Raw genomic sequence first — 14,662 nt, forward strand, 5'->3', positions numbered from 1 at the left:
AGCATAGTCGAACCTATTGAAAAGGTAAAGAAAGACTATGACTAATACTAATAGTAGGGGATTATTATGGAACCAAAGAAATTATATAAGAGCAATCGCGATAAGAAACTCTGCGGCGTATGTGGAGGCCTGGCAGAATACTTTGAGGTGGATTCCACATTGGTCAGACTGGCATGGGTGGTTCTGGCATTGTGTTTTGGATCAGGATTACTTGCATATCTGATTGCAGCACTTGTGATGCCGAATAATCCAATTTACTAAAGTTGAGATCAGAGTATGGCACTATCTCTTGACAATTTGGCGCTTGGAGCGTAAACTATTGTCAGTTTATATATGAAAGACTTTGACGGAGACAGTAATGATTTCATGAACGCTTCAGAGAGCCGGAGCAGGTGTGAACCGGTGTTAGTAGTGAGATGATGAACATCACTCCCGAGTCGCGGGGCTGAAAATTTTTGATCAGTAAGCAACGACGCATTTCCAGCGTTAAAGGGAACCTGTATGCGAGCGCATGCTCAAGTACATTGTAATCAGGTGGTTAAGCGTAGCTTTTTTGCTGTGTCCGATTACGGACACAGCTTTTTTTTGTATTCTGCGTCCTGGTTGCAAACAGAGAAACATTTTAACCATTGCTGAAGGAGGCAAAACATGTACAACAAAGTTGATACGAACCTGAATTTCGTTGACCGCGAGAAAGAGGTTGAGAAGTTCTGGAAAGAAAATGACATCTTTAACAAGTCATTGGAGAGAAACAAAGGAAAGGGCGAGACTTATACATTCTATGACGGACCGCCAACGGCAAACGGAAAGCCACATATCGGTCATGTAGAGACCCGTACCATTAAAGATATGATTCCGCGTTTCCAGACGATGAAGGGCAAATATGTGCCGCGTAAAGCAGGATGGGATACCCATGGTCTGCCGGTTGAGCTGGAAGTGGAGAAGCTGCTCGGCTTAAACGGAAAAGAGCAGATTGAAGAATACGGCATGGAGCCGTTTATTACCAAATGTAAAGAATCTGTATGGAAATACAAGGGCATGTGGGAAGATTTCTCCGGAACCGTTGGTTTCTGGGTAAATATGGATGAGCCATATGTCACTTATGACAATAATTTCATTGAGTCTGAGTGGTGGGCACTTTCAGAAATCTGGAAGAAAGGTTTGCTTTACAAAGGCTTTAAAATCGTACCTTATTGTCCTCGTTGCGGCACCCCGCTTTCTACCGCAGAGGTATCTCAGGGATACAAGACGGTAAAAGAGCGCTCTGCAATCGTTCGATTCAAGGTTGTGGGGGAGGATGCATATTTCCTGGCTTGGACGACAACACCATGGACCCTTCCAAGCAATGTCGCACTCTGTGTGAACCCGAATGATACCTATGTAAAGGTAAAAGCTGCAGACGGATATACCTATTATATGGCACAGGCGCTGTTGGACACCGTGCTTGGCAAGCTGGCCAAGGCTGCGGACGAAGAAGCCGGTACACCTGCAGTGGCAGCGTATGAAGTGCTTGAAACTTACAAGGGAACCGATCTTGAGAGAAAAGAATATGAGCCGCTCTTTGAATGTGCAAAGGCAGTTGCCGACAAGCAGAACAAGAAGGGCTTTTTCGTAACATGTGATGATTATGTTACCATGTCAGACGGTACCGGTATCGTTCATATCGCACCGGCTTTCGGTGAGGATGATGCCAATGTAGGTCGCAAATATGATCTGCCATTTGTACAGTTTGTCGATGGCAAGGGTGAGATGACAGAAGAGACTCCGTTCGCAGGCATGTGGGTAAAGGATGCAGATCCGGAAGTGTTAAAGAATCTTGATGCAAGAGATCAGCTGTTTGATGCACCGAAATTTGAGCATGAATATCCACATTGCTGGAGATGCGATAAACCGTTGATTTACTATGCACGTGAGTCATGGTATATCAAGGAGACCGCGGTTCGCGATGATTTGATCCGCAACAATAATACCGTAAACTGGATTCCGGAATCCATCGGATCCGGCCGTTTTGGCAACTGGCTTGAGAATATTCAGGACTGGGCAATTTCCCGTAACCGTTATTGGGGAACTCCGCTCAACATCTGGGAGTGCGAGTGTGGACACCAGGAGTGCATCGGCAGCCGCGCTGAACTGGCGGAAAAGACCGGTGATCCGAAGTCTGCAGAGGTAGAACTTCACAGACCATATATTGATGAAGTGACCTATCCGTGTCCGAAGTGTGGCAAGACCATGCATCGTGTGCCGGAAGTAATCGACTGCTGGTTTGACTCCGGTGCGATGCCGTTTGCACAGCATCACTATCCGTTCGAGAACAAAGAAGTATTTGAGCAGCAATTCCCTGCTAAATTTATTTCGGAAGGTGTGGATCAGACAAGAGGATGGTTCCATTCCCTGATGGCAGAGTCTACCCTGTTATTCAACAAGGCGCCTTATGAGAATGTCATCGTGCTCGGACATGTACAGGATGAAAACGGACAGAAAATGTCTAAGTCAAAGGGAAATACCGTAGATCCGTTTGAAGCACTCGAGCAGTATGGCGCAGACGCAATCCGCTGGTATTTCTATACCGCATCCGCTCCATGGATTCCAAAGCGTTTCTCAGGAAAGCTTGTTATGGAGGGACAGCGTAAATTCATGGGTACTTTGTGGAATACGTACGCATTCTTCGTATTGTATGCAAACATCGATGGATTTGATGCAACCAAATACAGCCTGGATGAAAAGTCATTAACCGTTATGGACAAGTGGCTCTTATCCAAATTAAATTCAGCAGTGAAGGCTGTTGATGAGAACCTTGAAAATTACAGAATTCCGGAAGCTGCCCGTGCACTCGAAGAATTCGTGGATGAGATGAGTAACTGGTATGTACGCCGCAGCCGTGAACGCTTCTGGGCAAAAGGAATGGAGCAGGATAAGATCAATGCTTATATGACCCTTTATACTGCTTTGGTAACCATCTGTAAGGCAGCCGCTCCGATGATTCCGTTTATGACCGAAGAAATTTATCGCAATCTGGTTTGTTCCATCGATGCATCTGCACCGGAATCCATCCATTTATGCGACTTCCCGGTTGTCAACGAGGCGTTGATCGATGCAAAGCTTGAGGAGGATATGGAAACGGTACTTGAGGCAGTTGTACTCGGAAGATCATGCCGTAACGAATCCAATATCAAGAATCGTCAGCCAATCGGCAAGATGTATGTGAAAGCAGAAGATGACTTGTCTGAATTCTATTTGAATATCATTCGTGACGAATTGAATGTCAAAGAAATTGAGGCAACAGATGATGTCAGTGCATTGACCAATTACAATTTCAAGCCACAGCTTAAGACCCTCGGTCGCCGCTTCGGCAAGAATATCAATATGGTGAAGGAAATCCTTGCAGGTCTTGACGGACAGGCAGCAATGGCACAGTTAAAGGAGACAGGAAGCCTGACCATTACCGTTGACGGCAACGAAGAGGCACTCGGCGAAGAGGATCTTTTGATTGAGGCTGTTCAGATGGAAGGACTTGTATCGGCAACCGATCATGGAGTGACCGTGGTATTGGATACCAATCTGACTCCGGAATTGCTCGAAGAAGGATTTGAGCGTGAATTGATTTCAAAGATTCAAACCATGCGTAAGGAGGCTGATTTTGAAGTGATGGATCATATCAGAGTCGGCTATCGTGCAGATGAGAAAGTGACTGCAATCTTCAACAAATTCGGCGAGAATATCAAAGCCGAGGTACTTGCAAATGAAATTGCAACCACTCTGAGTGGCTTTGAAAAAGAGTGGAATATCAACGGAGAGACGGTTACTTTGTCAGTTGAAAAATTAGCATAAATGCGAATGGTTCAGTATCGGGGAAGGGGCAGGACATGAAAGCTTTTAACAAAAAAATCTTTATCAAACAAATTTCCGATAATGTCAAGAATATGTACCGCAAAAATCTGGAAGAGGCTTCACAGGAGGAACTCTTCCAGGCGGTGGCGGATGCAGTCAAAAATATGATTATGGATGATTGGATTGCGACACAGCAGGTGATGGAAAAAGATGAGCCAAAGACGGTTTATTATCTGTCCATGGAATTTTTGCTGGGACGTGCACTGGGCAATAATCTGATTAATATGACAGCTTATGCGCAGGTGAAAGAAGCACTTGAGGAGATCGGTCTGGATTTGAATACCATAGAGCAGCAGGAGCCGGATCCAGCACTCGGCAACGGCGGCTTGGGTCGTCTGGCGGCATGCTTTCTGGATTCTCTTGCATCGCTTGGATATCCTGCATACGGATGTGGAATCCGCTATCGCTATGGAATGTTCAAACAGCAGATTGTTGAAGGCTTTCAGGTGGAAGTGCCGGATAACTGGCTGAAAAACGGTTATCCTTTCGAAATGAAGCGACCGGAATACTGCTATGAAGTCAGATTCGGCGGTCATGTGCGCATGGAAATGCGCGAAGATGGCAATATGGATTTTATTCATGAAGATTATCAGGCGGTAAATGCAGTCGCATATGATCTTCCGATTGTAGGTTATAACAATCATGTTGTGGATACACTTATTATCTGGGATGCACAGCCGGAAGTGGAATTTTCGCTGACTTCATTCAATGAGGGACAGTATCATAAAGCTGTTGAAGAGTCGAATTTGGCACGCACACTTGTCGAGGTGCTTTATCCGAATGATGAGCATATTCAGGGCAAGGAATTGCGCTTGAAACAGCAATATTTCTTTGTGTCTGCATCCATTCAGAGAGCGATTGCAAAATATAAAAAGCATCACAGAAGCTTAAAACAGCTGCCGAAAAAAGTGGTATTTCAGATGAATGATACGCATCCGACTGTTGCAGTGGCTGAGTTGATGCGTATCCTGATTGATGTGGAAGGCCTTTCCTGGGATGAGGCGTGGAAGATTACGACACAATGTGTTGCATATACCAACCATACCATTATGGCAGAAGCGCTTGAAAAATGGCCGATTGATATCTTCGAGCGTATTTTGCCACGCGTTTACCAGATTGTGGACGAAATCAACCGTCGCTTTGTACTTGATATTATGGACCGTTATCCGGGAAATGAAGACAAGATTCGTTCGATGGCCATCCTTTATGATGGACAGGTGCGTATGGCAAATCTTGCAATTGCTGCAGGATTTTCTGTCAACGGCGTGGCAAGACTGCATACGGAAATATTAAAGAATGAGTCGTTAAAAGACTTTTACGAAATGTTCCCGGAAAAATTCAATAATAAGACAAACGGAATCACACAGCGTAGATTCCTGGCGCATGGCAATCCGCTTTTGGCAGATTTTGTGACGAAATATTGCGGAAAAGGATGGGAGACTGATTTGCAAAAGACACGCAAACTGATTGCAAAGGCAGACGATCCGAAAGTGCAGAAGGAATTTATGGAAATCAAGCGCGAAAATAAAAAGCGGCTTGCGAAATATATTCTCGAAAAGACCGGAATTGAAGTGAATGTGGATTCCATCTTTGATGTTCATGTTAAGCGATTGCATGAATACAAGAGACAGTTGATGAATATCCTTCATGTGATGTATTTGTACAACCGGTTGAAGGACAATCCGGATATGGATTTTGTACCTCGTACCTTTATCTTTGGTGCAAAGGCTGCAGCCGGTTATCGAAATGCAAAGAATACCATCAAGCTGATTAACAATGTTGCGGATGTGATCAACCATGATGTTTCGATCGGCGGAAAAATCAAAGTGGTATTTATCGAGGACTACAAGGTTTCCAATGCAGAATGGATTTATGCTGCGGCCGATGTTTCAGAACAGATTTCGACCGCTTCAAAGGAAGCATCCGGAACCGGAAATATGAAATTCATGCTCAACGGGGCTCTTACCATCGGAACAATGGATGGCGCAAATGTAGAGATGTTTGAAGAAGTCGGCGAAGAGAACATGTTTATCTTTGGCTTGAGTGCACAGGAAGTAATCGGATTTGAGCGCAATCATAATTATCGTCCGGGAGATATTTATAACAATGATCCGGATGTCAACCGCGTGCTGAATCAATTAATTGACGGAACCTATTCGCATGGAGATTATGAATTGTTCCGCTCATTGTACAATTATTTCCTGAATGACAGACCGGACAATCCTGCAGACCGTTATTTTATTCTTGCAGATTTCCGCTCCTACATTCAGACACAGGAAAAGGTTGCGGCATATTATAGGAATCGCAGCGCATGGGCAAAGAGTGCAATCATGAATGTCGCATGTGTCGGAAAGTTTTCATCAGACCGGACCATTCAGGAATATGTGGATGATATCTGGCATTTGGAAAAAATAAAGGTGCGCACCTCGTTATTTTAAGAAATGAAGATGCAGGAGGAATATTGTGGATTATAATCCAAGAGGAAAAATCAACGGTTTCACATTGAAAATGATAGCCATCATTACAATGCTGATTGACCATACCGCAGCTGCAATTTTGGAGAGGGCACTCAATTGTTATACATTTGAAGTAATCAATCAAAATCGTCAGGCGTGGGTAATCGTATATTATATTCTTCGTCTGATTGGCAGAATGGCTTTCCCGATTTTTATTTATCTATTGGTGGAAGGTTTCCTTTATACGAGAAGCGCCGGCAAATACGCATTACGGTTGCTGGTCTTCGCTGTGATATCGGAGCTGCCGTTTGATCTGGCATTTTCATATGCGAATTACTGGTATGACAATTATGACGGCGTTCATTGGTATACACACTGGATTGGATTGCTGGCACATCAAAATGTGTTTTGGACTTTGGGAATCGGAATGCTTGCCATGTGGGCGATGGAAGCTCTGCGTACAGCATTCTATGAAAAGGAAGACAGTGAGAAACTGCGTGGCCTGGCATGGATGATGCTTCGCGTTTTGCTTCAGATTGTCATTGCCGGAATTGCAATGATTGCTGCATATATCCTGAGAACAGACTACGGACAGTTTGGCGTGGCTGCAATTCTGGTGATGTATCTGCTTCGCAATTATCGCATCATTGGTTTGACACTTGCAATTGGAGTGCTGAGTCTGCAGTCCAATATAGAAATTATTGCGATTTTGATGCTTTTACCGGTCTATTTTTATAATGGAGAACGGGGCAAGCAGATGAAGTATTTCTTCTATGGATTTTATCCGGTACATTTGCTGGTTTTGACTTTGATTGCTGCAGCAATCGGGCTTCCGATTTTTGCCAAATTTTAATATGGGAGGGATACCATGCAGGAATGGACAGAGAAACAGCAGGCATTGCGTGATGAAATCATGCATCAGCGACATTATACAATTGATCAGACGGGAAAGACAGATACTTATATTCGTGCATGGACAATGATAAAAAACAGTGCGGAACAGGGTGTTACCTGGTTTGGCATGAAACATCGCAAGAAAGTATTGATCCGTTACATGGAAGATTTGAATTTGTATGCATATGTAGAAGCTGATGAGGAGAGCAAAGCTGTTTATTATGAGCAGTGGGAAGACTTTGCTTGCAAAATTATGGATTTATGCTTTCGAGACAAGACATATGGCTCTGCGATGTTTGGGCTATTACCAATCAGTAAAGAAGCATTGGTGAATAAAGTGATACATGATATTGCTTTGGCTACTATTGAATATCCGGAGAAATTTGGATTGGAATCCTATTTTTCTGTATTGAATGGGATACTGATGAAACAGTTGGAAATTCATAAAGAAGTGATTTTGAAGGAGGAAGTATAATTGTCATTCGTGACAATTATACTTCTTTTTTATGATATAAGAAATTTCTCCGACTGAGTTAAATTGACTTGAAGTTGGGGGGGGCTGGGGAGTACAATAAATATAGTTGGGATGGATCATACAAATGGAGCTGTGATTATGAACCCATTAAAGGAATTAATGCATTGTATTAAATTCAAGGAGGAAAACGATATGAGAGTAAAAAAACCATTGATTGCGGTCGGCATTATTATCGTTGCTTCAATTTTAGTAGTATTCATTTGCAGCTTTCATGAGAAAAAGACATATCAAAAAGAGTTTATGACTGCAAGTTGGGAATATGGGTATGCGGATGTTCAGGAATTGACAGAAAATAGCGATTTAATTGCAGTTGTAAAGGTAAAACAAACCGTTCAAGAGGGGACGATAGCAGGAGGAATTCCTTGTACGGATTATTCTTTAAAAGTGACGGAATCAATTTTAAATTGTGAAGATCATGATGAGATTATTATGCATATGACAGGAGGTATTGTCGATGATACCATCTATGAAATAGAAGATGATCCTCTTCCGGAAAAGAATGATCAATTTGTTATCTTTGCAAAGAAAAATGATGACGGCTCTTATACTGTTTTAGGCGGACCACAGGGTCGATTTGTTGTTAATGGTAGTAAAGTGAGTTCATTAAATGTTGCATATGCTCAGGTTAAAAAAGTTGATGGTGAAATTGGAATAAAGCTGGATTCGCAGGATTTAAGTCGATTTGTGGAACAAGTAAAGGGATATATAGAATAAAAGAACCGGATGACATGTCATCCGGTTCTTAGTTTTATTCGCAATAAATATCAATATGTCCAAATCCGTTATCTGCCTGAATCATTAGAAGCGGAGCATCGTTGTCGGTAGATGGAGTTCCATGAATTTCTACGGAACCAAATCCGCTGTCATCAGAGAGTGAAAGGCGCCATGTTTTTGGCAGATACAGACTCATGCTTCCGAAACCGTTATCGAGGGACAGGCTTGCAGCAGGGCCGGCAAATTGGACATTCTCAAAATAAACGACCAGATTGCCAAAACCATTCTCGAATTCGCCATGCTCAAAAGATTGACTTTTGATATAGCGGATGGACTCGCCAAAGGAATTAGACAGGTGGATTCGACGTTCGTCAACAAAGGAAGAATCTACAACCGAATCATCATCCTTTTTTTGTTTGTGGTCATCATCACTATGATATGTGAATTCGAAATGGTTGTGTTTGCGATGTTTCATTTTTTTCTTTGGTCCGCGAAAAATCCAGTCAAATCCGCAACCAATCAAAAAACTTGCAAATACAAGCAGCCATGAGCTGAGCGAAGCCGGAATCTGCAGTTCATTTCGATACATGACAAGTGCAACTGAAATAGAAAGTGTAATTCCAACGAAAGAGAGTGTCTGGATACTGTTCACAAGACAGCAGATGCAGATCAGAGTCACAATAATCTGTACCGGACTGATTGTGAAATGAAATCCTTCAAAAACACCGGCGGCATTGAGAATCAAAGCAACGGCAAACAGGATTAACAGGATTCCGTAAATGATTGATTTGGTTTGTTTGCTGATTATTTTTTTATGTGTCATAGATATCACCTCGTTTTTATGATCGTGTCATTTTGTCAATCAAAGCTTTGTAGTAGCTTCTGGATACATAAGTTTTTTTGATGCAATCCGCAAATTCAATTTCGCTTGCACCGGTAATGTTTTTGTGAATGCTTCGGATTTCCTTTACATTTAAGATGGTTGATTTTGAGACGCGCATGAAATTGAATGGAAGCAACTCTTCGAGTTCATATAATTTTTGCTTCGTAGAATATATCTGTGTCTTGGTATGGACCGCGACACGATTGCCGTCTGTCTCAAGAAAAATGATTTCGGGAAACCGGAGGAAGTAGTCGAGCTCGCCGTTGCTGACAGGTAATGTGGCCTGCGTTTTTAACAGCATCTGGAGTTTGCGTTGCAATTCGATGGTATCTTCGCTTAAATCACGGCATCGAATGATTAATTCCTCCTCTTCAAGAGAAGCATCTGTTTCAATTTTTATTTTCATTCAGAACCCCCTTTGTTTGTATAGTCACATTATATGGAACTTGCCGGACCGGGTAAAGGGAAAAACGGTAACAGGTAAAAAAAGACCGGTCAAAGGTTAATTAAATTGACAAAGGGATATGCGTGTGACATAATTTTCGTTGGGTGTGTGTGCCCGTACAATATCATATTAGGAAAGGTAGAAAATTATGAAAATGATCTACAATGTAGAGGACAAGCCTGGATTTGGCCAGACTCTTGTCTTCGCGTTTCAGCAGGTTCTTGCGATTCTTGCTGCAACGATTGCTGTTCCGGCGATTATCGGAAATGACATGTCTGCATCTGCAGCGCTCTTTGGTGCCGGTGTCGGTACAATTGTGTACCTCCTGTTCACCAAATTTAAGAGCCCGGTATTCTTAGGTTCTTCCTTCGCTTTTATCGGTTCCATGTTTGCCGCTTTTGCCGGTGGGGTTTCTATGTCACTTGGCTATCTGGGATTGATTCTCGGAGCATGTTTTGCGGGATTGGTTTATGTACTGATTGCAATTGTTGTCAAGTTTGTCGGTGTAGGCTGGGTGAATCGTATCATGCCGGCTGTTGTAATCGGACCGACCGTTGCAATTATCGGATTGTCTCTTGCAGGCAATGCAATCGGTGATCTGACTTCCGGAAATGTGAAACAGACTGTGGATGTAGTGACACAGGCTGTGACAGAATCCGGTGAGACGGTCAATATTGTGACTCAGGAAACACAGCAGCTTGCATCCGGATATCTTTGCCTTGGCATTGGATTGGTTACTTTGTTTGTGACCATGTTCTGTTCTGTTTATGGCAAAAAGATGTTAAAGATGATTCCTTTTATTATCGGTATTTGCGCTGGATATGTGATTGCAGCAGTATGCACGGTAATTGGAACCAACTGCGGAATTGATGCATTGATGGTCATTGATTTTAGTAAATTCCAGAGCATGAAGTGGGTTCCGGACTTCACATTCCTGACGGCTTTCTCCGGCAATTACGAATTTGGAAATGCCGGCAGCATGGCAGCTTATATCGGAACCATCGCAGTGGCATATGTGCCGGTTGCATTTGTAGTATTTGCAGAACATATCGCAGATCACAAGAACCTGTCATCCATTATCGAGCGCGATTTGTTGAAGGATCCGGGTCTTTCACGCACCTTGCTTGGTGACGGTATCGGATCTGCAGTGGGTTCTTTCTTCGGTGGATGTCCGAACACCACATACGGTGAGTCGGTTGGATGCGTGGCAATCTCCGGAAATGCTTCCGTTGTGACCATTGTAACAACTGCAATTCTTTGTATTGTATTCTCATTTGTTGGACCGTTTGTGACTTTCCTGGCTACGATTCCTAGCTGCGTCATGGGTGGTATTTGTATCGCATTATATGGATTCATTGCTGTCAGCGGTTTGAAGATGATTCAGCATGTGGATCTCAATGAGAATTCTAATCTGTTTACGGTATCGGTGATTTTGATTGCCGGAATCGGTGGACTGGAAGTGACATTTGGTGCAGTTACCATTACAGAAGTGGCAGCAGCATTGATCCTTGGAATTCTTGCAAATGTATTTTTGCATAACAAAAAGGAACGAGAGGAACTGGAAACAGAATTATAATTTGGATGAGCAATTCTAATTGTGCAAAAAAACCCGTGGAATTTCCACGGGTTTTTTTGTGCTATGATTTTGTTTATGGAGTGATACATCTCGTCCCACTTTTGATAGAACGAAATGATACCAGCGATTGTAAACATAGAAACAATGCCATTACGATGCTGTATCGGTCAAACAATACAACCGGCATATGAATATTTTCTGTAAAGAAAAATTCAGCAATGGCAATTGCTGCTACCGGGACGCTCATTGCGGCCGACATGTGATTCGACTGCAGTTGCTGTGGAGAATCGCTTTTGGAATTGTGACTCAAATGGTGATATTCATCCGATTTGTTGTACATATGAATCGCCAATGCAACAGTGATAATTGCTTCGATTACGGTCAGCAGCATTAATATCAAATTTCCAACGGCAAAGGTGTTGGTATATTTGCTGAGCGGAATGCGGTCATCATGAATTGTTGTAGAGGCGAGAACAGCTAATTGTAAGCTTATATTGGATAGCATACAAGTTTCCTCCTTACTCTACCGATTATATCGTCCCTTTTGTAATAATCTTAAGGAATTTTAGTCACATGAAAGTCACATTAAAAATATTGAGTCCTGCGGTTAGGATTTTGCAGTTTTGTCCGATATATGAAGTATGGGACAGATCATTGCGAGAGAGGATCGATTTTCCTCACCACGCAGGGATGCGGAGTTGGCACTTAAGCCAAGCGGCAAAAGGATTTGCAATGAGAAACGTTATTTGGAAGAACTGAAAAAAGGTGCGCGTCATTTTCGCAAGTTAACAAGCGATGCGGCGAGAGAGTATATGCTTCCGCTTCTTTTGCGTGGACTGATGCAGGATTTTAATATTCATATGAGCGCACGCAACGGACGGTTTGATGATGAAGTGGAAATCGAGATGATTCCGGGAAGTGATGGCAAATTCTATTTTGCAATCTATACGGATGCACTCGCTGCTTATCGGAGCACAAAAGCACATTATTATAATTCAGATTATGTGATTTCGCTTGATTATTTGTTTTCTGCTGTATGCCGCGATGAAAATTGTGGAGGAATCTGCATCAATCCGTTTGATGACGGGGGTTGTATGGTGACCAGGTTCCGCATTGCGCAGATGTATCAGCAGAAATCAAATTGGCAAAGGACGATGGCGATATGATTCAGGAGATTGGAGCTGGACGCTTTCAAAACCAATTTCGTCAATGCAGTCCGAGGTCGGGCGATTATGTCATTGCCTTTTCCGGAAAAGAAAAGCGCGATGCAGCAGTACTGGTCGAAGCAGGGCAGTCTGCGATCGTCTATCCGACGGTTGGACAATTAAAAGAGCATGCTCAGGTGAATGAGGAGGATTTATGTTATCTGTTCTCATTGGATGAGGATGCTTTTTATTTGTGGAAAAATTGGGATGAGATGCCAAACGCGTCTGAAGAATGGGAATATCGCAGTATCAGAATGTTTCGGACAGCGGAACCGATGGAACTGTGTTTTGCGGGAATGACCGCTTATCATTTATATGTCTGGTATCGCAACAATCGCTATTGCGGATATTGCGGTGCACAAAATGAATTCGGACAGAAAGAGCGGACGATGGTCTGCCCGTCATGCGGGCACCTTCATTTTCCGAAAATATGTCCGGCGGTGATTGTGGCGGTGCGCAATGGAGATTCCCTGATGACAAGCCGCTATGCCGGCCGTGAGTACAAGGGAGTTGCGCTGCTGGCCGGATTTTGTGAAATCGGAGAGACACCGGAAGAAACAGTTGCGCGTGAAGTGCGCGAGGAAGTCGGAATCCGGGTAAAGAATATCACCTATTTTGGCAGTCAGCCATGGGGATATGACCGAAATCTGCTGCTGGGATATTATTGTGATCTCGACGGAAACGCAGATATAATGATCGACAGGCAGGAACTCGAAACTGCCGGCTGGGTGAAGCGGGCGGATATTGCGGAAAACAAGAATCTCCGCAGTCTGACGGCAACGATGATCGAAGCGTTTCGACGCGGAGAAATCTGATTATTTTTTCTTTTTAAAACTATTGGTTACAGCGATACGAAAGGCCTTGATTGCATCTGCAAGAAGGGCCTTTTCCTGTTCGGAATAGGTATTGTACTGTCTGCCGGCGGCAAGGACGGTTTTGAGCTTTGCGATATCTTCCAGATTGCTGGCATCGGATTCCTGCAATAGACCGAACAGGCGCTCCACAACTTCTTTTCGTTGCGTATTCGTCATGCTGCCAAGCCAGTTTTGCAATGCAAAATTCATATCCGGATTGGTGGAATTGCTACTGCGGATGACAGAACCACCCAGGACTTTCCAACTGTAGGGCTCATGCTGTGCGATGCCCATATTCTTGCTCTGAACAAATTCATATGGCTCCTCATGTACAAACAGGATTCCGACAATGGAACTTTCCGGTACCAGCGTGTGCAGGCGGGGAAGCATGTCCTGATAGGAAGGCTGTTTGACAAAGGCTGTGGAAAATCCGGGACCATCATAATTATAGACATCGGCAATGCGTGATGCGATGTCCCTTGAGCAGGTGGTCGCTGCATAGACTGCCAGATTGCCGCCTTTTGAGTGCCCGCACAAATACAAAGAACCTTTATGCGCGGCAGTTTCTTGCAACCATTCGAGCGCCTGTACCTGACTTGGTATTTTTTCAAGAAAACTCATATTAAAATCTTCTTTCCATCCGGTGAGGGTATGGTCTGTGCCACGGTATACAACCGCCGTTTTGTTTTTGCACAATTGCAAACTGTATGCGGCAAATTGCGATTCGTTTTCGGAGTCAATGCGTTCCGTGAAAGCCAGAATTCGGATCTGCCCAAAGCGGATACTGCCTGCAAGCACTTTGAGCAATTTCAGATCGTTGTCATTGCGGATGGATTTCTTTTGCTCGACAAGAGGGAGGCGATTCATCGCTTCATTCAAATCTGCAATGGTATATTTCTTTTTTTTCTGTAATTCCGGTGGTGGATTGATATAGGAAAAGGCAGACAGAATCAGACCGTCCACTTCGGTAAACAGGCTGTCCTCAAAGCGCATATCGCCTCTCCATTTTAAATATTCAAACAAATCACCCATAGAACCCCCTCCTGATATTTTGTCTGAATCTATTATAACATATGGTTACCATTCACAGTATGTATTGCCTGACATCCTGAAAACCTGATATGTAATGACCTTTGTCAAGAGGCAACTAGAGTTCGTATGCATGCCAGCGCGGCAAAAGCATACGAACAAGCCAAAAAACCTAGGGTTCGT

Annotated in this window: 13 protein-coding genes; 9 read left to right on the forward strand and 4 right to left on the reverse strand. The window is 43.4% G+C overall.

Translation table 11 applies throughout. From position 1 onward, the window contains the following. Positions 1 to 66 precede the first annotated feature (66 nt). The 6 genes from CSX02_RS07550 (at position 67) to CSX02_RS07575 (ending at position 8,487) form a co-directional block, all read left to right on the forward strand. Positions 67 to 261: a PspC domain-containing protein gene (locus CSX02_RS07550; protein ID WP_099386222.1), complete on the forward strand. Its 195-nt coding sequence runs from the start codon at positions 67 to 69 to the stop codon at positions 259 to 261. A gap of 387 nt (positions 262 to 648) precedes the next feature. After that, positions 649 to 3,828, forward strand: a complete 3,180-nt coding sequence (ileS, locus tag CSX02_RS07555; RefSeq protein ID WP_031546292.1) for an isoleucine--tRNA ligase — start codon at positions 649 to 651, stop codon at positions 3,826 to 3,828. A 35-nt stretch (positions 3,829 to 3,863) separates the two neighbouring features. Beyond that, positions 3,864 to 6,326, forward strand: a complete 2,463-nt coding sequence (locus CSX02_RS07560) for a glycogen/starch/alpha-glucan phosphorylase (protein ID WP_031546294.1) — start codon at positions 3,864 to 3,866, stop codon at positions 6,324 to 6,326. Between the two features lie 25 nt (positions 6,327 to 6,351). Then, entirely contained in the window at positions 6,352 to 7,197 is an 846-nt protein-coding gene (locus tag CSX02_RS07565; RefSeq protein WP_099386223.1) for a TraX family protein, read from the forward strand. A gap of 15 nt (positions 7,198 to 7,212) precedes the next feature. Continuing rightward, positions 7,213 to 7,713 carry a DUF6553 family protein gene (locus CSX02_RS07570; RefSeq protein WP_031546298.1) on the forward strand — a complete coding sequence of 167 codons (501 nt, stop codon included), beginning with the start codon at positions 7,213 to 7,215 and terminating at the stop codon, positions 7,711 to 7,713. A 192-nt stretch (positions 7,714 to 7,905) separates the two neighbouring features. Continuing rightward, entirely contained in the window at positions 7,906 to 8,487 is a 582-nt protein-coding gene (locus CSX02_RS07575; protein ID WP_143248159.1) for a hypothetical protein, read from the forward strand. 34 nt (positions 8,488 to 8,521) lie between these two features. Here the strand turns inward: CSX02_RS07575 and CSX02_RS07580 are convergent, their stop codons facing one another. Together CSX02_RS07580 and CSX02_RS07585 are read right to left on the reverse strand one after the other, a co-directional pair. Then, complete coding sequence (locus CSX02_RS07580; protein ID WP_099386225.1) at positions 8,522 to 9,310, reverse strand: hypothetical protein; 789 nt, start codon at positions 9,308 to 9,310, stop codon at positions 8,522 to 8,524. A gap of 16 nt (positions 9,311 to 9,326) precedes the next feature. Then, complete coding sequence (locus CSX02_RS07585) at positions 9,327 to 9,776, reverse strand: LytTR family DNA-binding domain-containing protein (protein ID WP_099386226.1); 450 nt, start codon at positions 9,774 to 9,776, stop codon at positions 9,327 to 9,329. A 187-nt stretch (positions 9,777 to 9,963) separates the two neighbouring features. Here CSX02_RS07585 and CSX02_RS07590 point away from each other — a divergent pair, with 187 nt between their 5' ends. After that, positions 9,964 to 11,391, forward strand: a complete 1,428-nt coding sequence (locus CSX02_RS07590) for a uracil-xanthine permease family protein (protein WP_099386227.1) — start codon at positions 9,964 to 9,966, stop codon at positions 11,389 to 11,391. A gap of 73 nt (positions 11,392 to 11,464) precedes the next feature. Here the strand turns inward: CSX02_RS07590 and CSX02_RS07595 are convergent, their stop codons facing one another. Then, on the reverse strand, positions 11,465 to 11,896 hold the full coding sequence (locus tag CSX02_RS07595) for a hypothetical protein (RefSeq protein ID WP_099386228.1): 432 nt from the start codon (positions 11,894 to 11,896) through the stop codon (positions 11,465 to 11,467). Positions 11,897 to 12,032: 136 nt separating this feature from the next. On the opposite strand from CSX02_RS07595, the gene CSX02_RS07600 reads away from it, so the two are divergent. Continuing rightward, the gene (locus tag CSX02_RS07600) at positions 12,033 to 12,557 is read left to right on the forward strand and encodes an SseB family protein (RefSeq protein WP_099386229.1); all 525 of its coding nucleotides are present in this window, start codon (positions 12,033 to 12,035) and stop codon (positions 12,555 to 12,557) included. Then, positions 12,533 to 13,411: an NAD(+) diphosphatase gene (gene nudC, locus CSX02_RS07605; RefSeq protein WP_207653760.1), complete on the forward strand. Its 879-nt coding sequence runs from the start codon at positions 12,533 to 12,535 to the stop codon at positions 13,409 to 13,411. Before CSX02_RS07600 ends, nudC begins: the two co-directional genes overlap by 25 nt. On the opposite strand, the gene CSX02_RS07610 is transcribed toward nudC, so the two are convergent. Then, a complete protein-coding gene (locus CSX02_RS07610; protein WP_099386230.1) occupies positions 13,412 to 14,482 on the reverse strand; it encodes an Mbeg1-like protein in 1,071 nt (356 codons plus the stop codon). Between the last annotated feature and the right edge of the window lie 180 nt (positions 14,483 to 14,662).

It is taken from the genome of Agathobacter ruminis, from assembly GCF_002735305.1.
In the GTDB taxonomy this organism is placed as follows: Bacteria; Bacillota; Clostridia; order Lachnospirales; family Lachnospiraceae; genus Roseburia; species Roseburia ruminis.

Coding starts and splice junctions, on each gene's coding strand:
- CSX02_RS07560 (WP_031546294.1), top strand. CDS start 3,864: ATGAAAGCTTTTAACAAAAAAATCTTTATCAAACAAATTTCCGATAAT.
- CSX02_RS07610 (WP_099386230.1), bottom strand. CDS start 14,482: ATGGGTGATTTGTTTGAATATTTAAAATGGAGAGGCGATATGCGCTTT.
- ileS (WP_031546292.1), top strand. CDS start 649: ATGTACAACAAAGTTGATACGAACCTGAATTTCGTTGACCGCGAGAAA.
- CSX02_RS07580 (WP_099386225.1), bottom strand. CDS start 9,310: ATGACACATAAAAAAATAATCAGCAAACAAACCAAATCAATCATTTAC.
- CSX02_RS07590 (WP_099386227.1), top strand. CDS start 9,964: ATGAAAATGATCTACAATGTAGAGGACAAGCCTGGATTTGGCCAGACT.
- CSX02_RS07585 (WP_099386226.1), bottom strand. CDS start 9,776: ATGAAAATAAAAATTGAAACAGATGCTTCTCTTGAAGAGGAGGAATTA.
- CSX02_RS07575 (WP_143248159.1), top strand. CDS start 7,906: ATGAGAGTAAAAAAACCATTGATTGCGGTCGGCATTATTATCGTTGCT.
- CSX02_RS07595 (WP_099386228.1), bottom strand. CDS start 11,896: ATGCTATCCAATATAAGCTTACAATTAGCTGTTCTCGCCTCTACAACA.
- CSX02_RS07550 (WP_099386222.1), top strand. CDS start 67: ATGGAACCAAAGAAATTATATAAGAGCAATCGCGATAAGAAACTCTGC.
- CSX02_RS07600 (WP_099386229.1), top strand. CDS start 12,033: ATGGGACAGATCATTGCGAGAGAGGATCGATTTTCCTCACCACGCAGG.
- CSX02_RS07570 (WP_031546298.1), top strand. CDS start 7,213: ATGCAGGAATGGACAGAGAAACAGCAGGCATTGCGTGATGAAATCATG.